The sequence below is a fragment of the Microbacterium insulae genome, assembly GCF_042677065.1.
GTDB lineage: Bacteria > Actinomycetota > Actinomycetes > Actinomycetales > Microbacteriaceae > Microbacterium > Microbacterium insulae.
This window is the reverse complement of sequence record NZ_JBHTII010000001.1, coordinates 845,552-868,084: the sequence shown is the minus strand read 5'-3', so window position 1 is coordinate 868,084 and position 22,533 is coordinate 845,552. Positions and strand designations below refer to the sequence as shown.

At 65.9% G+C, this 22,533-nt stretch carries 18 protein-coding genes and 1 pseudogene; 11 read left to right on the top strand and 8 right to left on the bottom strand.

Annotation, left to right across the window (positions count from 1 at the left end):
- Positions 1–163 precede the first annotated feature (163 nt).
- The 3 genes from ACFQ0P_RS04140 to ACFQ0P_RS04130 are packed head-to-tail and all read right to left on the bottom strand — an operon-like array spanning position 164 to position 2,665.
- Positions 164–1,255, bottom strand: coding sequence for a phosphotriesterase family protein (locus tag ACFQ0P_RS04140; RefSeq protein WP_204980670.1), 1,092 nt, complete (start codon positions 1,253–1,255; stop codon positions 164–166).
- Complete coding sequence (locus ACFQ0P_RS04135; protein WP_204980667.1) at positions 1,252–1,860, bottom strand: TetR family transcriptional regulator C-terminal domain-containing protein; 609 nt, start codon at positions 1,858–1,860, stop codon at positions 1,252–1,254. Before ACFQ0P_RS04135 ends, ACFQ0P_RS04140 begins: the two co-directional genes overlap by 4 nt.
- Positions 1,844–2,665 (bottom strand): TetR/AcrR family transcriptional regulator, encoded by an 822-nt coding sequence (locus tag ACFQ0P_RS04130; RefSeq protein WP_378771429.1) that lies wholly within the window; start codon positions 2,663–2,665, stop codon positions 1,844–1,846. Before ACFQ0P_RS04130 ends, ACFQ0P_RS04135 begins: the two co-directional genes overlap by 17 nt.
- Here ACFQ0P_RS04130 and ACFQ0P_RS04125 point away from each other — a divergent pair.
- The 7 genes and pseudogenes from ACFQ0P_RS04125 to ACFQ0P_RS04095 form a co-directional block, all read left to right on the top strand.
- Positions 2,619–3,395, top strand: a pseudogene (locus ACFQ0P_RS04125) (CoA-binding protein); the annotation flags it as partial. The gene ACFQ0P_RS04130 and the pseudogene ACFQ0P_RS04125 sit on opposite strands and share 47 nt — an antisense overlap.
- 18 nt (positions 3,396–3,413) lie before the next feature.
- Complete coding sequence (locus ACFQ0P_RS04120; protein WP_378772354.1) at positions 3,414–4,730, top strand: acetate--CoA ligase family protein; 1,317 nt, start codon at positions 3,414–3,416, stop codon at positions 4,728–4,730.
- On the top strand, positions 4,727–5,182 hold the full coding sequence (locus ACFQ0P_RS04115) for a hypothetical protein (RefSeq protein WP_204980661.1): 456 nt from the start codon (positions 4,727–4,729) through the stop codon (positions 5,180–5,182). The genes ACFQ0P_RS04120 and ACFQ0P_RS04115 overlap by 4 nt, the downstream gene beginning before the upstream one ends.
- 34 nt (positions 5,183–5,216) lie before the next feature.
- A complete protein-coding gene (locus ACFQ0P_RS04110; protein ID WP_204980659.1) occupies positions 5,217–6,794 on the top strand; it encodes an ABC transporter substrate-binding protein in 1,578 nt (525 codons plus the stop codon).
- Positions 6,721–7,758 (top strand): ABC transporter permease, encoded by a 1,038-nt coding sequence (locus ACFQ0P_RS04105; RefSeq protein WP_378771425.1) that lies wholly within the window; start codon positions 6,721–6,723, stop codon positions 7,756–7,758. The genes ACFQ0P_RS04110 and ACFQ0P_RS04105 overlap by 74 nt, the downstream gene beginning before the upstream one ends.
- Before the next feature lie 56 nt (positions 7,759–7,814).
- On the top strand, positions 7,815–8,597 hold the full coding sequence (locus ACFQ0P_RS04100) for an ABC transporter permease (RefSeq protein ID WP_378772352.1): 783 nt from the start codon (positions 7,815–7,817) through the stop codon (positions 8,595–8,597).
- A complete protein-coding gene (locus ACFQ0P_RS04095) occupies positions 8,594–10,081 on the top strand; it encodes an ABC transporter ATP-binding protein (protein ID WP_204980654.1) in 1,488 nt (495 codons plus the stop codon). Before ACFQ0P_RS04100 ends, ACFQ0P_RS04095 begins: the two co-directional genes overlap by 4 nt.
- Positions 10,082–10,116: 35 nt before the next feature.
- Here the strand turns inward: ACFQ0P_RS04095 and ACFQ0P_RS04090 are convergent, their stop codons facing one another.
- Genes ACFQ0P_RS04090 through ACFQ0P_RS04070 form a run of 5 tightly spaced genes read right to left on the bottom strand, consistent with a single transcriptional unit; the run spans position 10,117 to position 16,520 of the window.
- Positions 10,117–11,511 carry an amidase gene (locus tag ACFQ0P_RS04090; RefSeq protein ID WP_204980651.1) on the bottom strand — a complete coding sequence of 465 codons (1,395 nt, stop codon included), beginning with the start codon at positions 11,509–11,511 and terminating at the stop codon, positions 10,117–10,119.
- 57 nt (positions 11,512–11,568) lie between these two features.
- Entirely contained in the window at positions 11,569–12,741 is a 1,173-nt protein-coding gene (manA, locus tag ACFQ0P_RS04085) for a mannose-6-phosphate isomerase, class I (RefSeq protein WP_204980649.1), read from the bottom strand.
- Entirely contained in the window at positions 12,738–13,361 is a 624-nt protein-coding gene (locus ACFQ0P_RS04080; protein ID WP_204980647.1) for an SGNH/GDSL hydrolase family protein, read from the bottom strand. The genes manA and ACFQ0P_RS04080 overlap by 4 nt, the downstream gene beginning before the upstream one ends.
- A 4-nt stretch (positions 13,362–13,365) precedes the next feature.
- Positions 13,366–15,495, bottom strand: a complete 2,130-nt coding sequence (locus tag ACFQ0P_RS04075) for an alpha-galactosidase (protein WP_378771421.1) — start codon at positions 15,493–15,495, stop codon at positions 13,366–13,368.
- Positions 15,496–15,503: 8 nt separating this feature from the next.
- Entirely contained in the window at positions 15,504–16,520 is a 1,017-nt protein-coding gene (locus tag ACFQ0P_RS04070; RefSeq protein ID WP_204980642.1) for a LacI family DNA-binding transcriptional regulator, read from the bottom strand.
- Positions 16,521–16,817: 297 nt separating this feature from the next.
- On the opposite strand from ACFQ0P_RS04070, the gene ACFQ0P_RS04065 reads away from it, so the two are divergent.
- The 4 genes from ACFQ0P_RS04065 to ACFQ0P_RS04050 all read left to right on the top strand — a co-directional run bounded on the left by ACFQ0P_RS04065 (position 16,818) and on the right by ACFQ0P_RS04050 (position 22,507).
- Entirely contained in the window at positions 16,818–18,137 is a 1,320-nt protein-coding gene (locus tag ACFQ0P_RS04065; protein WP_378771418.1) for an ABC transporter substrate-binding protein, read from the top strand.
- A 97-nt stretch (positions 18,138–18,234) separates the two neighbouring features.
- Positions 18,235–19,221, top strand: coding sequence for a carbohydrate ABC transporter permease (locus tag ACFQ0P_RS04060; RefSeq protein ID WP_204980640.1), 987 nt, complete (start codon positions 18,235–18,237; stop codon positions 19,219–19,221).
- Positions 19,218–20,036 carry a carbohydrate ABC transporter permease gene (locus tag ACFQ0P_RS04055; RefSeq protein ID WP_204980638.1) on the top strand — a complete coding sequence of 273 codons (819 nt, stop codon included), beginning with the start codon at positions 19,218–19,220 and terminating at the stop codon, positions 20,034–20,036. Before ACFQ0P_RS04060 ends, ACFQ0P_RS04055 begins: the two co-directional genes overlap by 4 nt.
- Positions 20,033–22,507 (top strand): glycoside hydrolase family 2 protein, encoded by a 2,475-nt coding sequence (locus ACFQ0P_RS04050; protein ID WP_378771415.1) that lies wholly within the window; start codon positions 20,033–20,035, stop codon positions 22,505–22,507. The genes ACFQ0P_RS04055 and ACFQ0P_RS04050 overlap by 4 nt, the downstream gene beginning before the upstream one ends.
- Positions 22,508–22,533 lie beyond the last annotated feature (26 nt).

Genomic DNA, 22,533 nt, shown 5'->3' with positions numbered 1-22,533 from the left:
GTTATGGGTCAGGGTCTCGTGCGGGCGCGCGTGAAGGCCCGGGCGTGAGGATGCGTCCAGGCTGTGGGGTTGATCGCGTGGGGGCTGTCCATGTATTCGCCCGCCTTCGCCGAACGCAAACGAACTCCTCCTGAGTCTGCCCACGCACCACGCGGCCGTTACGTCAGGTCGTATGGGCTGCCGGGGCGCGGCCGGGCGAAAGCGAGAGGGCGTGAGCCGGGTTGACTCGTGTCAACTGATGGAGCTGATCCGTAGTCATGCCCATCGACTGAGCAAGCGGAAACACATTCTCGAGGATGTGCTGGAGACCTTCGCCGCCGTACTTCGTCGTCTGCATTTTCATGGCGAGGTCCTGGCTGATGAGCAGCTGGTCTAGGTATCCCTCCTCGATGAGGCCGAGAAGCATCTCGACTCGCTGCGAGTCGCTCGCCTGCGAGACGGAGCCGTGGGGTCCGTCGGAGAGGAGCGGTTGTTCGAATCCGAACATGTCGAGCTCGAGCCACGCGCCGCTCTGTGCGAGTTCGATCACCTCCGCCGGTCGGACCGACTGCAGGTCAATGTGGGCCATGATCGTGCGGGTCGGGTCGCCGCCCGTATTCACCACGACATCGAGCGCGCGCTTCGCGGCACCAGAGACGACTGCGTGGATCTGGAGGGCGACGCCTGTTTGGCGCTGTGCGGAGACAGCCGCGCGCAGGCCGCGTTCCTCAGCGGGCGTCGGTTCGGGAGACATGCCGATCTCACCGAGGATTCCGCACCGGATGCCGGTGCCGTTGACGCCGACCTCGATGTCGCGAACGAAGGCGTCAGTGAGCTCGCCTTCATCAACATCCCGCGTCCATTGCGGATGGACTGGGTCGATGTACAGCCCTCCGCCCATGACGATGTGCACGCCGGTGGCCCGCGAGACCCGGGCTAGCCCGACCGGGTCGCGTCCGAGACCGATCGAGGTCGAGTCCACGACGGTGCCCCCGCCCCATTCCTTGTAGAGAGCGACGACTTCGATCGCCTCGGCCACGTCGAATCGCTCGAGATTGTCGCGGCAGCAAAATGGGTTGCGGCGGATGTGCTGGTAGTTCTCGAGGGATACCGGCTGATCCAGCCAGTATCGGTCGCTGAACGGCATGTCCTCTGGCACTTCGAGGTAGAGGGAAGCGTCGGCCAGGACGTGCTCATGCGGCTGAATGTGCCCGAGTTCGTGCGCCGGAACGTCGCCGAGGACGGTGCGAACCGCAGGGACGAGCGTTTGCGTCATGAGTTTCCTCTCGAAGGACCATCAGGTGCGCCCGGCGTCGTAAACGACAAGATGGAGTCCAGGAGAATGGATGCCGCGCGCACTTGGCGCTGCCGGGTCCACTTGCCTGGATGCTCCGCCGCACTGAGAACGGCGCCGTTTGTCACAGCGCGTACGTAGAGGGTGAGCGTCTCCAGCTCCTCGGGCCGGACGATCGGAGCGAGCCGCTCACGGATGAGGCTCCGCATCCGTTCCTCGAGGTTGTCGAGAAACTCTCTGATGCGAACATCGTCATCCGCGCGGGTGAGAAGCGACAATCGTGCGCGCTCCATGGCGAGGGAACGCTCATCTGTCGGCAAGCACCACTCGATGAAGGTCCTCAGGCCCATCAGATCATCGCCGGCCGACTGGAGGCTCAGTTCAAGATCGGATTCGAGCCACGAGAGCACCCCGTCATAGAGATCCGACTTGCGGGGATAGATATGCGTGATCAGCGTCGTCGAACCGCCGAGTTCGGTGGCCAGCGCCTTGACGGTCAGCGCTTTGCTTCCGCCACGAGCCAGGACCGTCATCGTCGCTTCCGCGATCTCCTGCTTGCGCGCCCGAAGATCAAGAGTGCGCGGCATCGGTGACCTCCCGGAGCGGAAGCGAGTGGAGGGCGGTGTCAGCGACCTTGCGTTGCCGCCCCGCCGGCCAATCCGCAGGATGCTCGACAGCGGCGAGCACGATGCCGTTGATTGCCATCCGCAGCGCGTCCGTCGAGTCCTCAAGATCATCGGGATCCATCAGCGGCTCGAGGTGCTCGCGAAGGAGCTGGGTCATGCGCTCTTCGACACGGTCGAGATGGGCGCGAATCCACTCACTGTAGGAGCCGAGCTCCGAGACGAGCTGGACGCGAGAACGCTCTTGGATCCACGATGTGTGATCGTTGGGTAGGAACCAGTCGATGAGTATCGACAATCGCTCGCGATCGTTCGATCCCTTCTCGAGCTGAGATAGCTCTTCGTCGAACTGCTCGAGCTGATACTCCAGCAGGTCCCTCATCAGGTCGCTTTGCGTGGCGTAGTAGTGCGTCACCAGTGTCGGCGAACCCCCGAGCACGTCGGCGATGGAGCGAACCGTGATCGCGCCGTACCCGCCACCCTCCAGCAGCGAGTTGGCGGCGTCGAGGATCGCCTTTGCTCGCTCGTCCCGAGGGCCGTGCGATTCCATGAGTCCTCCCTCGAGTCCCAGCCAGTGTTTCACGTCGGTAAATTCTGTCGGATCGCAGCGACCGGCTCCCGTTGACACTGTATAACAGACGATGTACAACGGATGTAACAAACATTGGAGTTTCGTTGTGAGTTTCCGCAGCACCGGTCGCGCGGCCTCGATCTCGGCCCTGATGAAGCCGACCTCGATCGCGATCCTCGGGGCGTCCGCGAGGCGCATATCGAGTGGGAACGAGGCGCTTAGGAACCTGATCGCCGCGGGCTACCCCTCAGAGGCCATCCATCTGGTGCATCCGACCGCAGACTGGATCGACGGCCGTCGAACATTCCCCTCCCTCCGAGACCTTCCGACCGTGCCGGACGTGGCGCTCCTCGCCATTCCCCTGACGGCGGTGCCTGCCGCTCTCACCGAACTCGAGGCCCTGGGCTGCCCAGCCGCGATCGTCCCGGGAGCAGGGCTCGCGCCAGATGAGCAGGCCGAACTCCGCGCGATCGCCGAAAGCGCCCACATCGCGGTGCACGGGAACAACTGCATGGGAGTCCTGAGCATCGCCGATGAGGTGCCGCTCTGGTTCTATGAGGGGATCCTGACCGATCTTCCAGCCGGTCCGATCGCCATAGTGTCGCAGTCGGGGTCCGCGACATTCCTTGCCCGAGCGGTCGAAGGTGCCGGCTTTTCGCGCGTCATCTCTACGGGCAACGAGATCGGACTGACCTCGGCTGACTACCTGGATTGGCTCGCGGACGACCCTGCGACAGAGGTTGTTGGGCTCGTCGTCGAGTCGGTCCGCGATGTGACCGCGTTCAGTGCGGCCGTCGCCCGCCTGCGTCAGGCGGGAAAGCCGCTCGCTGTGCTCAAGGTCGGTCGAACCGATGAGGGAGCGAAGGCGGCCGTCGCCCACACAGGTGCGGTGGCTTCGTCAGCGGCAGCCGCTCGGAGCTACTTTCAACGACTCGACGTCCCCCTGGTGGCGGACTACGACGAGCTCGCAGCGACGCTGCAGGTGCTCGCCGCGGGCATCCGTCCGCGGGGGCAGAACGTGGCTGTCATCACCGACTCCGGCGGGCAGGCGGCCCTCACCGCCGACCTGGCGGTCACGGCTGAGGTGCGTATCCCGCCATTCCGTCCGGAGACGATTGATCGGCTGCAGCGTTTGGTACCTCACGCGAAGATCGGCAACCCGTTCGATGCGGGAGCGAGTCCGTTCACCACAGACCAACAGTACGAAGATGCCTTCGCCGTCGCGGCCTCCGATCCTGGCATCGACGCGGTGGCGGTGATCCTCGAAGCCGCAGGGAGTGCGCCCCGGTCTGAGGCGATGTACGCCGTGTCGATGATGGGCGGCGGGATCGCGCGGATCGCGGAGACCGGCAAACCGGTGATAGCTGTGTCTAGCACGACAGCGACCACCCATCCCGCGTCGCGGGAAGCGCTCGGCGGGGTCCCGCTCGTGCGGGGAATCTCGTCCGGTCTCGTCGCCCTCCGGGGTTCGGCGGGCAACCGGACACCGCTCCCCATCGAGCACCATCGGCCCTCGAGTCTTCCCACGGCGCAGCAGGTCGCGCAGTTGCGCGACCTGCTCTCGGAGCGCGGCGACGGCGTGCTGCCAGACGGCACTGCCCGTGGACTGCTCTCGGCTTACGGCATCGAGATGGTCCCTTCCACGATCGTCGAGACTGCCGAGGAAGGCGTCGAATGGGCGGACGGCCGGTACCCCGTCGTCGTGAAGATCTCGTCGCCTGACATTGCCCACCGCTCCGACATCGGCGCCGTTGTTACGGGAGTCTGCGGGCCTGAGCAACTTTCTCGTGCGGTGTCCGACATCCTCGCCGCCGTAGAGCGGCGGGCACCGTCAGCTGCGGTGAAGGGCGTGGAGATCCAGGAGCAGGTGTCTTCTGGACACGAGGCGATTGTGGGACTGGCGAGCGATCCTGTCTTCGGCCCAGTTGTGGTTGTGGGCTCGGGCGGGATCTTCGTGGAGCTGTTCGACGACGCCCAGCTTTCCGTGGTCCCGGTGACACACGCGGAAGCAAGCCGACTCGTCGATGCCACCACACTCCGCGCGAGGATGGACGGCCACCGATCTCTCAGCGCACAGGTCTCGACGTCCGCTCTCGCCGAACTCGTCCAGCGCGTCAGCTGGCTGGGGCACGACATGCGGGGCTTGGTCGACGAGATGGACCTCAACCCCGTCGTCATCAACCGGGCGACCGGGCAGCCCATGCTCGTGGATGTCTTGATCACCAAACGAGCAGCCCTCGCAACCAAAGGAGTGCCCGCATGAACTCGCGCAACACGGTCCTCAGCCTCGCTGATTTGGCGCGGCTGGAAGGAGAGGAAGCAACCGGGGACTGGTTCTCGGTCGATGCCGAGCACGTAGCCGCCTTCGACAAAGCGAGCTACTTCCCTGCCGATGAGGACTACATGGACGGCTATCCCGACGGTCTCGTCGAGGGCTTCTATCTCCTCGCCTTGCTCGACGAGTTTGGGTCGAGGCTCTTCCCTTTCGACACACAGACCCTCATCCCGTGGAACTACGGGCTGGACCGCGTGCGCTTCATCACGCCCGTGCACATCGATGAGCCCTTGCGGCTGAGTGCAACTATCACGCGGGTCGACGATCGGGGAGATTCACTCCTTGTCGCTACCGAGTACCGCGCCGAACTGGCCGGCGCCGATCGACCGGCGTTCGTTGCCGAGCAGCTCACCCTCTGGCGCGAAAAGACCGGGTCATGACCGACCGCAATCACAGAACACAGGAGACAGTGAAATGAACGTTCCCTCACGGATGACACTCGTCGCCGTCTCGGCGATCACCGCGATCACTCTCAGCGGTTGCGGGGCCGGCGCTCCATCGCCGACCGGGTCCCCCGTAAGCGGCGGGTCCCTCACGATCGCGGAGGCGGCAGACACCTCGGAGCTCGACCCCCAGACGAGCCTCTACGACTCCAGCTGGCGCCTCCAGGATCTCGTTTACGATTCGCTCGTGACCACGAACTCCGCGTCGGAGATCCTGCCGTCGATCGCCGAATCCTGGACCGACGACGGCACCAGCTACACCTTCACGCTCAGGGACGATGTCGCGTTCTCGAACGGACGCCCGCTCGCCGCATCGGATGTTGTCGGCTCCTTCCAGCGGCTCCTGAGCCCCGACACCGGCTCCTACTGGGCGGCCCAACTGGGGCCTGTGACCGACGTGGTCGAGGTGGACGCCCAGACGGTGCGCTTCGATCTCGCGACGCCTTGGGCCCCGTTCCTGGCGTCCCTCGCGAGCGTCAGCGCTGCGATCCTCCCCATGGAAGAGATCGAGGCAGGCACGTTCGACCCCACCACCGAGATGCTCGGCACCGGCCCATTCCAGTTTGAAGAGCACGTGCAGGATCAGCAGTGGACCTTCACGGCGAACCCCGAGTACTGGGGTGCCGATGAGGTCGCCCTCGGTGAGGTCATCGTCCGCATCGTCCCCGACGACTCCGCGCGCATCGCTGCACTGCGCGATGGGTCCACCGATATCGCGTACTTCGCGAACCCCGACTCGTCGACCCTCCTCGCCGGGGTGCCGGATGTCGAGACGGTCGTCCAGGAATCCAGCGACGTGTACTGGCTTGCACTCAATTCCGTATCGCCGGAGTCGCCATTCGTCGACCAGGACCTTCGCCGGGCGACCGCGACAGCGGTCGACCGGGCGGCGCTCATCGACACTGCCCTCGCGGGGAGTGGACTTCCGACAGCGATCGCCTCCGCCGGACTTCCCGGCTCCTGCTCGCCCGACGCGCTGCCTACCTACGGCGGCACCTCCCAGGAGGCCGCAGAGCTCCTGGCAGACGCGGGACTCGCCGGCACCGGCTTCGACATCATGTCGCCCCCCTATCTGTCCACATTCGACCCGATCGCACAGGTCCTGCAGCAGGGGTTCGCTGACGCAGGACTCGATGCAACGATCGAGACACCAGAGATGGGCGCCTACATCGACCGCGTCTACGTGCAGAATCCGTCCGACTTCGACGCGCTGATCGACTACTACGCGGGCTACCTCTACCCGACCATGGCGATCCAGAACCTCGTCGTCGACCCCGCCAACCCGAACGAGCTCTCGGGCTTCTTGTCGGTGACTCCCGGCCTGGAAGAGCTGCTCAACGTCGCGAACACCAGCAGCGACCCCGAGGAGCGGTCGCAGGCGCTTGAGGACCTCTGCGTCCTCGTCGCCGAGACGGCCAACGTCGTTCCGCTCGCGACCAAGTCCACCACGATCGCGGTGCGGACGGACCAGGTGGATGCCGAGATCCCGGCGTTCGACGGCTACGACATCTACCTCCGCAACATCACCGAGTACACCGAGTTGGGTTGACGTGAGACTTGCCGGGTTCCTGCTCCGAAAGATCGGCACAGCAGCCATCACGCTCCTCGTGGTGCTGCTGGTCGTCTTCCTCTCCCTCCAGCTCCTCCCGGGCGGGTTCGCGGAGATCGTCCTCGGGCCGAGGGCGTCGGAGCAGGCCCGGCAAGAGGCGATCGAGCGGTTTGGCCTTGATCAGCCCGTCCTCGTTCAGTTCGGCAACTGGCTGCTCGCGGCGCTGCAAGGAGACTTGGGCGTCTCCCTCGTCAGCGGCCGCCCCGTGGTCGACGAGATCGAAGTGCGCTTGCCCCCTACCCTGCAGTTGGTGATCGTCGCGCTGCTGATAGCAGTGGTGGCTGGCATAGTCCTGGGCCTGGTCGCGGGCCTCGCCCGCCATCGAGCGGTTCGGGGCTCGGCGCGGCTGGCGGGGACCCTCAGCCTCAGCCTTCCGGACTTCGTGCTCGGTACGCTGCTGCTCTATTTGGCCACGGTATGGGGATGGGGTCTGACGAACCGGGGATACATTCCTTTCTGGGTGGATCCGGCCGGTGCCCTGGCGTCGGTGATTCTTCCGGCGATCACCCTCGGGCTCGGGGGAGTCGCGCTGGTGATGCGGACCCTGCGGGATTCGTTGCAGAGCACGCTCGCGCAGCCGTTCATCTCCACGGCGGTTGCGCGCGGCGACTCTCCCTCGCAAATCGTCAGGCGGCACGTTCTGCGCAATTCTGCTGCGCCGACGGTCACCGTCATCGCCCTGCTCATCGGCGGTTTCCTCGGGGGCACCGTCGTGGTCGAGACCCTCTTCTCCGTGCCCGGCATCGGGTACTTCTTCGCAACGTCGGTCCGTAGCCGTGACTTCGCCGTCGTGCAGGCCATCGTGCTTCTGAGTGCGACCGTCTTCATCGTCGCCAACATGATCGTGGACGTCGTGCAGGTGCTGTTGGATCCCCGGCGCGCAGAGAGGCGGGATGCCGCGTGAGAACCACACGCATTCACCTGCCGTTCCGGCGAGATCCTTTGGCGCGTATCGGTCTGGTGCTGTTGACTGCCCTCCTTGCCGTGTGCCTGTTGAGCCTCGTGCTCCCCGGACTGGACGGCACTTCGACGGTGGGGGCGCGGTTCGAGCCCCCGTCCTGGACCTTCCCTCTGGGCACGGACGCTCTCGGGAGGGACCTTCTACCGCGCCTGATCGAAGCGACACGGACGACCGTCTTCATCTCCGTAGTCGCCGTCACTTTGAGCACTCTCCTCGCCACGGCCATCGGCATCGCAGCGGGACTCATGGGTGGACCGGTCGAAGTGCTCTCGATGCGCATCGCCGACGGGCTGTTCGCCTTCCCGGCCATGCTTCTCAGCATTCTCGTGGCGACGATCGTCGGAGCCGGTGAGGTCGCGGCGATCGCATCGATCTTCATCATCACCCTCCCCCTCATGATGCGTGTCTTCCGTGGTGCCACGCGAGACGTCGTCCACCGGGACTTCGTCACGGCCAGCGCGGTAGGAGGAGCACGGGGCCTGAGGATCGCCGTCCGGCACGTTCTCCCCAACATCGGCGGCGCGGTCGCTGTCCAAGCCACCTACGCGGCCTCGATCGCGATGCTGATCGAAGGCGGCCTCAGCTTCCTCGGCTTCGGTGTCGTTCCACCCGCCGCGTCCCTCGGCTCGCTTGTGCAGGAGGGGTCGGCGTACCTCACCGTCTATCCGTGGCTCGCGCTCGTGCCGGGTGCCGTGCTCGCGGCCGCGATCCTCTCTGTCAATCTCGTGGGGGACGGCCTTCGCGACGCACTCGATCCTCGCGACGAAAGGTCGATGTCATGACGTCCATGTCGGCATTGGAGATCGCCGGACTCGCAGTTTCCTACGCCACCTCGCGCAGTCCAGTCCAGACCCTGCGGGATGTCGACCTCCGCATCGCGCCAGGAGAGATCGTCGGGGTCGTCGGCGAGAGCGGCTCGGGAAAGTCGACGCTCGCGGCCGCGATCTCGGGCACGCTCGCACCGAATGCCTCGCGCGACGCTCGCACGCTCTCCATCGCCGGCGCAGATCTCGCGAGCGCGACGGCTGACGAGCGTCGGGCGATCCGCAGGGATCGGCTCGGTCTCATCAGTCAGAACCCCATCACATCCATGGATCCGACCCGAAAGATCGGGAGGGCGTTCTCGGACATCGGGCTCGATCTGGCAGCTGCAGAGGCTGCACTTCAAGCAGTGGGCCTGCTGGAGACGCATCGTATCCTCCACTCCTTCCCGCATCAGCTCTCGGGTGGGATGGCGCAGAGGGTCGGAATCGCGCTGGCTCTGGCGCGCCGCCCTCGTCTGCTCGTCGCCGATGAACCGACCAGCGCCCTCGACGCGAACGTCGCAAGAGCCGTGCTCGAGCGACTTGTCGCGCTTGCGCGCGAGAATGATGCCGCGTTGCTGCTGATCACCCACGACCTGACCGTCGTCCGCGAACACTGCTCGCGTGTGCTGGTCATGTATCGCGGCGAGATCGTCGAGCAGGGGGCGGTGGAACAGGTTGTGTCGCAGCCGAAGGCGGAATACACGAAGCGCCTCCTCGCGGCGACGAGCCTGCGTGATGCGGAGCCTCGCGAGCCGCGAACGACCAGCGCCGATATCGCGGTCTCGATCAGCAAAGCGAATGTCGAGTTCGTCTCTGGACCTCCGTGGGATCGCACCCGCAGGCGCGCATTGCGGGACGTCTCGGTCGAGATCCGGCGGGGTGAGATTCTCGGCGTCGTCGGCGCCTCGGGATCCGGAAAATCAACGCTCTGCCGCCTGATGCTCGGTCTTCAGAGCCCGGACTCCGGGTCCGTTCTTCTCCGAGGACGGCCGTTGCGCGAAGAGCGTCGTCGCAATCGTGGATCCGTGCAGGTCGTCCTTCAACACCCCGACTGGGCGCTCAATCCAAGCCTGCGCGTCGGAGCGTCGATCGCTGAGCCGCTCAGGGTGGTCGGAAGGCCAGGCAGGTCTGAAACTCGAACCAGAGTGCGCGCGACGATGGAGCGGCTCGCGCTGGACCCCGATCTGGCCGACCGGTTCCCTCACGAGCTGTCGGGAGGTCAGCGGCAGCGCGCGTCGATCGCGCGCGCGCTCATCGCGAAGCCCGAGCTGATCGTGTTCGATGAGGCCGTGAGCTCCCTGGACGTCTCGGTGCAGGCGCAGGTGCTGAGGGAGATCGCCGCTGTCCACCGGGAGCTCGGCTTCACCGCGGTGTTCGTTTCGCACGACGCCGGTGCGGTGGCCTACGTCGCCGATCGAGTAATTCGTATGGAGGACGGCTGCGCCACTGAAGTCGCGTAGTGGTCCGGTCCGCGTCCTCCGCGGACCGGATGATCTCAATGCGGGTGCCGCTGCCCAGCATCGCTGAGCTGCTCGAAGGCCGCAGCAATGGAGAGGACCGAGGCGTCCGCACGCGGACGTCCGATGACCTGCAGGCCGATGGGGAGGCCGCCGCTTGTAAATGCTGCCGGGACGCTGATCGCCGGCAGTCCGGCATGGGTCGCAGATTCCGTAAGGCGGTGCAGCGCGAACGAGAGGCCGAAGTCGCCGTTGTCCGCGAGTATCTCGCTGTGGAGTGGTGCGGGCATCGGCGTCGTCGGGGTGACGAGGAACTCACAGGGACCGAGGATTCGCATGTACTCGTTATAGATGAGCGTGCGTGTGCCGCGCAGGGCGTCGCTCACCGTGCGGGGGTCGAGCGCTCGCGCGCGGTCGGCGATCTCGCTGATCAGCGGCCATAGTGGTGTTCCGGAGGCCGCGAAGTCGTCGGCGACCGCGATGTACTCCGGCCCCCAATACGCGACGAAGTATTCGAGGACATCGGGCAGCGACACGTCGACGGGTTCGATGAAGGCGCCGGCGTCCTGCAGCCGATTGACGGCAGACTCGAAGCCCGCGCGCGTCTCCGAATCGAGTCGCCCAATGCCGAGGTCCGGGCTCACCGCGATCCGCACTCCACGCAGGTCTCGGGGGTTGCGGGCGGCGCCCGAAAAGCTTTCCCCGGTGTGAGGAAGCGCGAATCGATCCCGATGGTCGGGCCCCGCTGTTGCGTCGAGCAGGAGTCCCGCGTCGAGCACAGTTCGGGTGATCGGGCCCTCCGTGGTCGACGGGTCGGTGCTGTCTCGAAGCGGGATTCGGCCGAGGCTCGCCTTGAACCCCACCGTGCCGCACAGCGAAGCGGGGACGCGAATGGATCCTCCGCCGTCACTGCCCCACGCTAGCGGGGTGACTCCCGCGGCGGTCGCGGCCGCTGCCCCTCCGCTCGAACCTCCCGAAGTCCGACGACAGTCCCACGGGTTGGAGGTCGTACCGCTCAGATGGCTCTCGGTCGTTCCCAGTAGACCGAACTCCGGAGTGGTCGTCTTCCCGATCAGGATCACCCCGCACGCCTTCAGGCGTTCCCATGAGATCGCATCGGCCGTGGGCACGTGGTCCTGGAAGATCGTGCTCCCGTAGGTCGTCCGGACTCCGGCGGTGTCCGTCAGATCCTTGACGGTGATCGGAATGCCGAAAAGCGGTGGCAGTGCCTCGCCGGCCCAGAGTCGCTCCTCTGCGACCCTCGCTCTCGCGCGCGCTTCGTCCGTCGTCACGGTGACGAAGGCGTTGATCGACGGATCGACGCGATCGATCCGCGTGAGGGCGGCGTCGACGACCTCCACCGGCGAGAGCTCGCGACGACGGTACCTTTCAGCGAGCTGGGCCGCGGACAGCCATGTCACGTCATCGGTCAATGTGCGTCCCTCCCAGCGGCCTATGTTACAGACGTTGTACATCCCTTGTCATTCTCTTCACCGCCTCGTCGTCTCATCGCCCACGGCGAGGTAGAGCCGACCGGCCCCGCGGACGGCGAGATGCACCGGGCTTGTCACGAGGAACGCCGACCCCTGAGCGAACGACTCACCTGAGTCGCCCGTTGACACGACGAACTCACCGTCGACCACCAGCCCGACGGTCGGGCCGGCTGTGGTCACCACGTCGTCGCCGTCGATCATGACGAGGGCGAACGGGACATTCCGACCTGTCGGAACCGATGCGGGCCGGTACTCGATGACGTGGTCGGACAGTCGATCCGCGTCCAGCCGGGACGCGGGCCCCGTCGAGAAATCGAGCACCTGGATCAGTTCGGGGAGATCCACATGCTTGGACGTCATCCCCCCGCGCAGCACATTGTCTGACGGGCCCATGAGCTCAATCCCCGTCCCACGAAGGTAGGCGTGGATGTTCCCCGCGGGCAGCCACAGCGCCTCGCCCGCCGCGAGGGTGACGTGGTTGAGCATGAGGGAGATCGCGATTCCGGCGTCGGCGGGGTATTGCCGCGCGATGCGATCGGGCAGTTCGTAGCGGAGAGGATCGGCGGATGCGACAGCGGTCAGGCTAGCCACTAGCCGGTCTACCGTTTGCCCTCCGTCGAGGAGCCATCTGAACGCGGCACGCACCCCGTCCGGTCCGCGGAGGATTCGCCCCCACTTCTCGAACGGCGCACGATCCGGCGAGGCATCGGCCAGGTCGCGGATGGCTGCGACCGTGTCTGCGGGTTCACGGAATCCGCAGAGTGCCTCGAACCCATCCTCGAGTGCGACGATCAACTCTGGCTTCGCATACGGATCCTTGTAGTTTCGCTCCCTCGCGGACTGTGGGATGCCCACGGCTTCTTCGGCTGCGAACCCTGCCGCCGCCTGTTCCGTTGTCGGGTGCGCCTGAAGTGACAGGGGGGATCTCGCGGACAGCAACTTCAGCAGGAAGGGAACCGACTCACCCGTCGCGCTCTCCCACCCGGCGAGGTCACTCTCGCCGGCCGGCACGGTCGTGATCCGCGCGGGCGCAGACGCGTGTGCTCCGAGCCACAGCTCGGCCTCGACTTCCTCGGTCTCGGCACGGCCGAGTACCCGCGAGATGCCGCCGCGCGAGCCCCAGTCGTAGTCGCGGATGACCCCTTCGATCCTGAGCAGGCGGGCGCTCATACGGAACCCGGTGTTGTGATCGGTGCGTGGGCGAGCCATGTTGCGGCCAGCGCGAGGTGACCCGCGGGGCTCGGATGCACTCCGTCCGGGGCGAGCTCGGTCGAACCCTCTCGTCGAAGCGCCGTGAGCAGCGTCTGCGTGGGCACGAGGCGCGCGCCGAACTCGGCGGCGAGACCACGAACTGCGACGAGCTTCGGCTCCAGATCCTCGTACCACTCCTCCTGATCGGAGTTCACCGGGAGGAGGACCGGCTCGCAGACGACGGCGGAAACTCCGGCCTGGGAGAGGGACTCCAACAGGTACCGGTAGTCAGCGACGAATTCGCCGAGAGGGGTCGGGTCGTCGCTGTCGTAGCGCCGCCAGACGTCGTTGATTCCGATCAGGATGCTGACGATAGAGGGCTTCTGGGAAAGCACCTCTCGCTCCCACCGGGCCTTCAGATCTCGCACGCGGTCGCCTGCCACCCCGCGATTGATGACACGGAACCCCCGCAGTGCTCTGGAGGCTGCGAGCTGTTCGACGTACCCGTCACCGAGCTCGCGCGGGTCCTCTCTTCGACCGCAGTCGGTGACGCTGTCGCCCGCGAAGACGATAGTTGGTCGGGTTTCTGCTGCACTCACCGGTTCACTCCTCAGATCTGATGTGCAGGACGATGGCCTGCATAGGCCACAGCACGGGTAGCTGGAGACCCGCCTGCGCAAGGACGCGCCCCGAGAGGCGAACACCTTCTTCGTTCATCCATCCCGGGATGTTCCACCCCGCCACGAGCTCGCCGAACTCGGTCCGCATGGCGACCCGGAACAGGCGATTCGGATCGAGGCCGTCTATGCGCAGCCGTTCGGCTCTGGCATCCTCTAAGCCCGACACCGTGGCTGCGATGACCACGGCCTCGCGGCCGTCCGGGTGGAGGAAGGTGGTCACGCGCCAAGCGGGATCCCTCATCGCCGGATGCGCGACGACGCTGGAGTGGATCAGCGGACGCAACTCCTTGTACGCAGATGCGAAGCCAGCTATCGCGTCACGCTCTTCCGCGCTGCACGTGAGGATGTTCCACTCCAGTCCCGCCGACCCCATGAGGCTCGTAGCCATCCGCATCCCCAGCGAGGTCACCCTGCCGGAGCTGTGCGATTGAGCGGGTCCTACGTGAGCCCCGACGAGTTCCGGCGGCACGAGCAAGCCGGTCCAGCGCTGGATGTCCTGCCGCTCGACCGGGTCGTTGGAGTCGCTGCCCCACACGCGGTCGCAGACATCGAGAATGGCGAGGTCTGTGCGGGCCCCGCCGCTCGAGCAGGACTCGACCTCAAGGCTCGCGTGGCTCTCCTTCAGCTCGCGGATCAGCCGGTAGACCGCCTGGGTCTGCACGTGGGTCCCCGGTCGGCCGTCGTGCACCGACTCGATCAGATCGCGGTTGTGGTCCCACTTGATGTAGTCGATCCCGATCTCGTCGATGAGCGCGTCGATGCGATCCCGGATGTACGCGTACGCGTCGGGGTTCGCCAGATCGAGCACGTATTGGGAGCGCCACGATAGGGACGCGTCGTGCTCGAGGTGCCGCGGGTCGTGCAGCAGCCAGTCGGGGTGACGGCGCGCGAGGTCGGAGTCGAGGCTGATCATCTCGGGCTCGAACCACAGCCCGAACTGCATCCCGAGGCCGTGCACCCGATCGGCGAGCGGCCGCAATCCGTCGGGCCAGACGGTGGTGTCCACCGTCCAGTCGCCGAGGCTCGTCGTGTCGTCGCGTCGCCCGGCGAACCAGCCGTCGTCGAGGACGAAGCGCTCCACGCCCACCTCGGCTGCCACGTCGGCGAGCCTCTCGAGCTCACGAGGATCTTGGTCGAAGTAGACGGCCTCCCAGGTGTTGAGCGTGAACGGACGGGGAGAACGCGGATGCTGCGGTCGACCGCGAAGCCACGTATGCACACGGTGCGCTAGGCCATCCAGGCCGGCGTCGGAGAACACGAAGGCCACCGCCGGTGAGCGGTACTCCTCGCCGCGTTGCAGGACGATCTCTCCCGGCCGCAGCAGCTCTCCACTGCCGAGCAGCGTCAGGGACTCGGTGAGACGGTCGACGCGGTAGGTCGTGTCCGCGGACCACGCCGCGTGAGTGAGCCAGACCCGTCCACGATCCCACTGCGGTGCCCCTTCCGAGAGGGCGAAGAACGTCGCCGCGTCATGGCCCGGACGCCCTCGTCGCGATTGGCGGACCGTCGAGCCCGGCGGAATCTGCGACTCCGCCGGGCGCTTCTCCCGGGACCACCGACCGTCGAGGCTCGTCACGTGGGTGGTCGAGGACGGGACGGGGAGCGTCGGCTCGATCCACTCCACTTCGAAGACAGCGTCCTCGACTCCATCGTGGCGCAATGCGCCGGTGCACCAGACCACACCGCCAGCGGCGATCTCCAGACCGACGTCAAGCGTGAGTCCGGATGTCGCGTCCCGCGCTTCGACGTGGAGTGACGAGGCGGCGGACTTCAGTTGCACAACCTCCCACCGCGGCCTGAGGAGCACGCCATCCCTGCGCACCTGTATGCCGGGCCTCCCGCTCCACCCGTCGCCCTCCAGCGGCAGGAGAGTCGTTTCCCAGGCGGAGTCGAGTGTGGCGGGCGGTGTTTGACGCGCGAGCGCCCGGGCGGTCTCGGCCGCTTCTCGATCGTCGAGTTCGCCCAGGCTCGAGCCCCAGTAGAGCGCGCGGGGGAGTCCGCGGTGGCTCGTATCGATCAGGAGCGAGATGCCTTCGGATTCGAGGTGAATCACTTCGCCACTCATTCGCTTGTCTCCGGTACGCGCTCGCCGGTCCCGCGCTCGATCACCCACGTCGGGAGCGTGATCGACTGCGTCGCACCGGTGGGGTCGGCGATCCTCTCGACGGCTAGGCTGGCGGCGCGGCGCCCCAGCTCGAACGGGTCGTAACTGATGACGCTCACGCCGATCACGTCGGCCGTATCGAAGTCGTCGAATCCGATGAGGGCGGTCTTTCGGTCGTCGAGGTCCTTCATTGCCCGCAGAGCGCCGATCGTCATGCGGTTGTTGCCGCAGATGACCGCCGTGGGTGGATTCGGCCCTGCGAGCAGATCGCGCATCAGCGCTTCGGGCTCGAGCTCGCGATCATCTCTCAGGCGCTCCCACTCGTGGGTATCAGCGATGCCGGCATTGGCCATCGCCTGTCGATAACCGGCCACGCGTTCAGACTGAGAGTAGATCGACGCCGGATTGCACGCGTATGCGATGCGGCGGTGCCCGCGTTCCAGAAGGCGCGAGGTCGCGTCGAAGGCTCCGGTTCGGTTGGCGAGGAGCACGGAGTCGGCCACAAGGTTTCGGGCGGGGCGGTCCACGGCGATGACCGGCGTGCCCAAGTGCCGTTCGCCTTCGAGATACGACTGGTCGTCCGAGACCGGGATCATGACCAGGGCCGCGATGCGCTGGGCGAGGAGGGCGTCCGCCACCCGCTCCTCACCTTCGACGGTGTCGTCCGAGGTTGCGAGCACGACCCTGAATCCGCCCGCGGCCAGCTCGTGTTCCAGCCCCGCCGCGACCTTGTAGTAGAAGGGGTTTCCGAGCTCTCCGACCATCAGGCCGATCGTGTTGGTACCGCCTCCCCGCCGCAGCCCCCTGGCCAGAGTGTTCGGCCGGAACCGCAGCCGCTTCGCCGCGATCATGACGCGGTCGACCGTCGCCGGATTGACCAGTTCGCGCTGATTGAACACCCGTGACACCGTCTTGGCGCTCACTCCGGCGAGTCTGGCGACGTCCTCCAGCGTCGCCCGTTGCTGAACGCTCATCTGCGCTGCTCAAGGTCGGGGGCAGAGGCACCTTCATCGCGGGGAGACCTGGTTTGGGCAACCAATGACCACGAAGGACATTCTCCGGACATCAGCGTCCTCTTTCTCGGGGAGGTACATGGGAATCGGCCGCGAGGCGGTCGTGGATTGGGAGAGGCGATCGAGGACAGTGTAGGACAAAAACTACTAAAGCGCTTTACTCCACGTGTCGATTGTCCTACGCTGACACCGCACCCCGACGGTGAGGGCACCCTCGCCACACCGGTGGGTGCCCACACCAGCGAGGGAGACATTCACATGGCAACACGCAAGGCAATGATCGGCCTTGTCGCGGCGGCAGCGGCGACGACGCTGCTGCTGACTTCCTGTTCAGGCGGCGGAAGCGGCGAGCCCACGAGCGACGAAGTCGCGGGGGACATCACGTTCCTCACGAACCGCACCGACCTGGAGACGGATGGGACCTGGGACGCCTACATCGAGGAGTTCCAGAAGGAGTACCCAGACGTCAACGTCACGGTCGAGGCGATCACCAACTACGCGGATGACGTCCGCACCCGCATGAGCAGCCCGAACGGCTATGGCGACGTGCTGCTCATCCCACAGGTGCCCGCAGATCAGTTCGCGGACTTCTTCGAGCCCCTCGGGGACGTCGGTGAACTGGAAGGGACCTACCGGTTCCTGGCACCCGCCAGCTACGACGGCGTCGCGTACGGCATCGCACTCGGCGGCAACGCCAACGGCGTGCTCTACAACACGGAGGTGTTCGAGGCGGCCGGCGTCACCGAGGTTCCGACCACCGAGGACGAGTTCCTCGACGCGCTGCAGGCCGTCAAGGACAACACCGAGGCAATCCCGTACTACACCAACTACAAGGACGGCTGGCCGCTCGGCGGTCAATGGACGGCCAACGTCGGCGCGCTGACCGGCAATGCCGACGCGCAGAACGAGATGGCTACCGACCCCACGCCGTGGGTCGAGGGCACCGACATCTACGCAATCGACTCGCTGCTCTATGACATCGTCGCGGAAGGACTCAACGAGCCCGATCCCCTGACGACGAACTGGGAGCAGTCCAAGTCGGACTTCGCCACAGGGAAGATCGCATCGATGGTTCTCGGATCGTGGGCGATCTCGCAGTTCCAGACCGCCGCCGCCGACGCCGGCGCATCGGAGGACGTCGTCGGCTTCATGGCCTTCCCGGCCACGGCCGAGGACGGCACGCAGTACGCGACCATCGGTGGTGACTACAACCTGGCGATCAACAAGAACTCCTCGAACAAGGCGGCTGCCAAGGCGTGGCTGGACTGGCTGGTGGAGGAGTCCGGCTTCACTGACACGCAGGGCATGATCTCGGCAGTCATCGATGCCCCGCTGCCGTCCAACCTCACCTCCCTCGCCGACGGCGGTGTCGAACTGATCGAGGCCGCCCCCGCGCCCGCCGGCCAGGAGGGCCTGCTGAGCAACGTGGCCGACACCTCGAAGGTCGACATCTGGGGCAACATCTACCGCCAGCAGCTGGTGGACGTCGCCCGCGGCCAGGCGGACGGAGACAAGGAGACCTTCTTCGCCGATCTCAACGAGCGCTGGAGTGCAGCGGTCGAGGAGCTCGAAGGATAGTCCCCCGGACCGGTCGTCCGGACCCGCTCGCCCGCGGTCCGGACGACCGGCCATCCCCGCCCGCCGGCGGGAAGCACCATCGAAGGAAGAGAGCACTGTGTCGGTCTCGACGAACGGACCCGTTCCCGCGGGAATCTCCGGTCCGCTCCATGGAGTAGCGGATCTCGAGCGGCGGCCACGCCGCCGCAAGCCGAGGCGATCCGGGGGCCCTGCCGGCCGCGGGTGGCTCGCCGGCCTCACCCCGTACCTGTTCATCGCGGTGGCGGTAGGACTGCTCGTCCTTCTGACCTACGTCCCCGCGATCAACATGATCTGGTACAGCCTGAACGACTGGACGGGGTTCGGTCCGGTTGACGAATTCGTCGGGATCGACAACTACGTCAAGGTCTTCACCGAACCCGAGATCTTCGCGGTCTTCGGCGTGAGCCTCTATTACTTCGTCGCATCGTTCGCGCAGATGGCGATAGCGCTCTACTTCGCAACACTGCTCAGTTTCAGCACGCGATTCTCCAACTTCTTCCGGGGGGTTCTCTTCTTCCCCTACCTCATCAACGGGGTCGCCATCGGGTTCGTGTTCCTTTATCTCTTCCAGCCCGGCGGGACCCTCGACACCGTCCTTTCCTGGGTGGGTGTCACAGAGCCGCCCCAGTGGCTCGGTGACTCGTCGATCGCCAACTACTCGCTGGCGGCGACATCCGTGTGGCGCTACACCGGTCTGAACTTCGTGCTGTTCCTCGGCGCGATCCAGTCGATCCCCGCGGAACTGTACGAAGCCGCAGAACTGGACGGCGCCGACCGCTGGAAGCAGTTCCGATACATCATCTTCCCCGGCATCCGGCGGATCATCGGGCTCTCGTTCATCCTCGCAGTGGCCGGAAGCCTCTCCGTATTCGAGATCCCGTTCATCATGACGGGCGGAGCCAATGGCACGGCCACGTTCGTGATCCAGACGATCCAGACAGCGTTCAACTTCCGCCAAGTCGGACTCGCGTCGGCGATGGCGGTGGTCCTGCTCGTCATCGTGCTGGTGGTCACCTTCGTTCAACGAAGAGTGTTCCCTGACGAAAAGGTGGACCTGACATGACCCGCGTCATCCCGCGCGTCGTAAAGTACGCATCGCTCATCATCGCAACCATCGTGGTGCTGCTGCCCCTGTCCGTGGTCGTCTTCGCGAGCTTCAAGACGAGCGAAGAGTATGCGACGACGGGGCCGCTGACCCCTCCGTCGAACTGGTTCAACATCGACAACTTCCGCGTCGCGGCCGAGCAGGGCGACATGGTCGCGGGTTTCGTGAACACCACGATCGTCCTCGCCATCACGCTCGTCGGAACGGTGCTCATCGGGACGATGGCCGCCTATGCGATTGATCGGTTCGCCTTCCGCGGGCGCCGGCTCGTCCTGGGCCTGTTCCTCGTGGCGACCTTGATCCCCAGCGTCACGAGCCAAGTGGCGACCTTTCAGATCATCAGCGGTCTCGGTCTCTACAACACCAAGGCCGCGCTGGTCCTCCTCTTCATGGGCACCGACATCATCGCGATCTACATCTTCATCCAGTTCATGCAGTCGATCCCGATGTCACTCGACGAGGCGGCGATGATCGACGGCGCCAACCGCTGGACCATCTACTGGCGCGTCATCCTGCCACTGCTCAAGCCCGCGATCGCCACGGTAGTGATCATCAAGGGGATCGCCGTCTACAACGAGTTCTATCTCCCCTTCCTCTACCTGCAATCCGAACCACTGATCTCCACTGCGCTCTTCCGCTTCAAGGGACCCTTCGGGGCGCAGTGGGAGCTCATCGCTGCGGCGACCCTCCTCGTCATCATTCCCACCGTCATCGCCTTCGTGTTCCTCCAGCGCTGGATCTACAAGGGCCTCGTCTCTGGAGCAGTCAAGTGACCATCGCAAACCCCCTCCTCGCGCCCCTGTCGCGTACCCCGATCACTGAGGGATGGACGGTGCGCGCGGCATCGGGGCCTGCCGAAGTGGGCAGCCAGCACCTGCTGGCGACCGTTCCTGGAGTTGTGCACTTGGATCTCATGGCGGCCGGGCTCATCCCCGACCCCTACCTCGACGACAACGAGTCGAAGCTCGCGTGGATCGGCCTCGTCGATTGGACGTACGAGACTCAGGTGACGGTGACCGCGGAGGTTCTCGCGGCCGGAGAGCGGCACGAACTCGTGTTCGACGGACTGGACACCATTGCCACCGTCAGCCTGAACGGTGAGCGGCTCCTCGAGGTCGCGAACCAGCATCGGAGGCACCGAGTTGACATCACCGACCGCCTTCGCGCCGGCGACAACCGCCTCACTGTCGAGTTCCGCAGCCCGGTGCGATACGCGAATGCGCAGAGCGTCGCGCTCGGCGCACGCCCGCGGCCCTATCCCTTCCCGTACGACGCGATCAGGAAGTCCGCGTGCAGCTTCGGCTGGGACTGGGGGATCGCGACCTACTCGAGCGGGATCTGGCGCCCGGTTCGCCTGGAGACCTGGTCCGGTGCACGTCTCGGCGACCTGCTCGTAACCGCCGAACCTCAAGGAGCCGGCGGCATCGTGCGGGTGAGGGCAGCAGTGGTCCGCACGGGCGGCGAGCTTCCACTCACCATGACGGTGTCCGTCGCCGGTGAGTCGGCGACCGTCGACGTGGACGCCGACAGGGGCGTGGACATCGAGGTGCGGATCCCGGACGTCGAGAAGTGGTGGCCCGCCGGGCACGGTGCGCAGCCGCTCTACGACGTCTCGGTTCGACTCTCGGCCAACGCATCCCTTCTCGACGAGACCACGCGAAGGGTCGGCTTCCGCACCGTCCGGTGGAACACCACTCCGGATGCCGCCGGCACGCCGTTCGAGCTTGTGGTGAACGACCGCGCCATCTTCGTCAAGGGGGTCAACTGGATCCCGGATGATGCCTTCCCGAGCAGGATCGATCGTTCGCGGTACCAGCGCCGGCTCGAGCAGGCGACGCACGCGCACATCAACCTCATCCGAGTGTGGGGCGGAGGCATCTACGAGGCCGACGACTTCTACGACCTCTGCGATGAACTCGGTCTTCTCACCTGGCAGGACTTCCCGTTCGCGTGCGCAGCGTATTCAGAGGACGAGCCCCTGCGGTCGGAGGTGGAGGCAGAAGCGCGCGACAATGTCACGCGCATCGCTCATCACGCCTCCCTCGTCCTGCTCACCGGCAACAACGAGAACCTGTGGGGCTACGAGGACTGGGGGTGGAAGGAGCGGCTCGACGGCAAGTCGTGGGGGGAGCACTACTACTACGAGCTGCTGCCGACCATCGTGGCCGAGATCGCGCCGCACGTCCCCTATGCACCGGGCAGTCCGTTCAGCCCCGGCGGAGAGCACCCGAACGCCGAACGACACGGCACGATGCACCTCTGGGAGCAGTGGAACCGGCTCGACTGGAAGACCTATCGGGATCAGACGCCGCGCTTCGTGGCGGAGTTCGGTTGGCAGGGGCCTCCGACCTGGTCCACTCTCACCCAGGCAATCCACGACGAGCCGCTCACGCCGGAGTCTCCGGGAATGATCGTGCACCAGAAGGCCATCGACGGAAACGCAAAGCTCACGTCCGGACTCGTGCCGCACTATCGAGTGCCCGAAGACATGGAGACGTGGCACTGGGCGATGCAGCTGAACCAGGCGAACGCCGTGACTGCGGCGCTCGAGTGGTTTCGCTCGCACGCCCCGCATACCTCGGGAGCGGTTGTCTGGCAGCTGAACGACTGCTGGCCGGTGACCTCATGGGCCGCCATTGACGGCGGCGGCCGGGAGAAGCCTCTGTTCTTCGCGCTTCGGAACGCCTTTGCCCCGCGCGTCGTCACCGTGGTCCCGGTCGCCGGCGAGCTCACGGTCACGCTCGTCAACGACACCGACGAATCCTGGTCGGGTGATCTGGAACTGCGCCGCCGCGACTTCTCCGGCCGCATCGTGGCCACCGACTCGCGTCACGTCGCCGTGGGTCCCCGCGCTACCGTGCGCGTCGCAGTCGATGGTGCGGTCGCCGAACCCGGCGACGCCGCGCGCGAGCTCCTTACCGCCGAGGCGCTCGGCCAACGGGGAGTCTGGTGGTTCTCAGAGCCGCGCGACAGCGCGCTCCCCGCCCCCGAGTTCTCGCTCGCGGTCTCGCACACAGACGAGGAGACGTTCGATGTCGAGGTGACTGCGGGCACCATCCTGCGTGACCTCGCGGTCCTGGTCGACAAGATCGCCCCCTCCGCCACGGTCGACGAAGGACTGCGCACCCTCCTCCCTGGCGAGATGACCACATTCCGGATCAGCGGCGTTGCGGCGATCGCAGAGAGCGAACTTCGAGAGCCGGGAATCCTGCGCTCTGGCAATGAACTGGTGGCAGGCTCGTGAGTCACGAAAGTGAGATCGCTCCCGTT

Excerpts from the sequence above, each read along its gene's own strand:
- ACFQ0P_RS04140 (WP_204980670.1), bottom strand. The coding sequence starts at position 1,255 with ATGACGCAAACGCTCGTCCCTGCGGTTCGCACCGTCCTCGGCGACGTT.
- ACFQ0P_RS04135 (WP_204980667.1), bottom strand. The coding sequence starts at position 1,860 with ATGCCGCGCACTCTTGATCTTCGGGCGCGCAAGCAGGAGATCGCGGAA.
- ACFQ0P_RS04130 (WP_378771429.1), bottom strand. The coding sequence starts at position 2,665 with ATGCGCCTCGCGGACGCCCCGAGGATCGCGATCGAGGTCGGCTTCATC.
- ACFQ0P_RS04115 (WP_204980661.1), top strand. The coding sequence starts at position 4,727 with ATGAACTCGCGCAACACGGTCCTCAGCCTCGCTGATTTGGCGCGGCTG.
- ACFQ0P_RS04110 (WP_204980659.1), top strand. The coding sequence starts at position 5,217 with ATGAACGTTCCCTCACGGATGACACTCGTCGCCGTCTCGGCGATCACC.
- ACFQ0P_RS04105 (WP_378771425.1), top strand. The coding sequence starts at position 6,721 with ATGCCGAGATCCCGGCGTTCGACGGCTACGACATCTACCTCCGCAACA.
- ACFQ0P_RS04095 (WP_204980654.1), top strand. The coding sequence starts at position 8,594 with ATGACGTCCATGTCGGCATTGGAGATCGCCGGACTCGCAGTTTCCTAC.
- manA (WP_204980649.1), bottom strand. The coding sequence starts at position 12,741 with ATGAGCGCCCGCCTGCTCAGGATCGAAGGGGTCATCCGCGACTACGAC.
- ACFQ0P_RS04070 (WP_204980642.1), bottom strand. The coding sequence starts at position 16,520 with ATGAGCGTTCAGCAACGGGCGACGCTGGAGGACGTCGCCAGACTCGCC.
- ACFQ0P_RS04065 (WP_378771418.1), top strand. The coding sequence starts at position 16,818 with ATGGCAACACGCAAGGCAATGATCGGCCTTGTCGCGGCGGCAGCGGCG.
- ACFQ0P_RS04055 (WP_204980638.1), top strand. The coding sequence starts at position 19,218 with ATGACCCGCGTCATCCCGCGCGTCGTAAAGTACGCATCGCTCATCATC.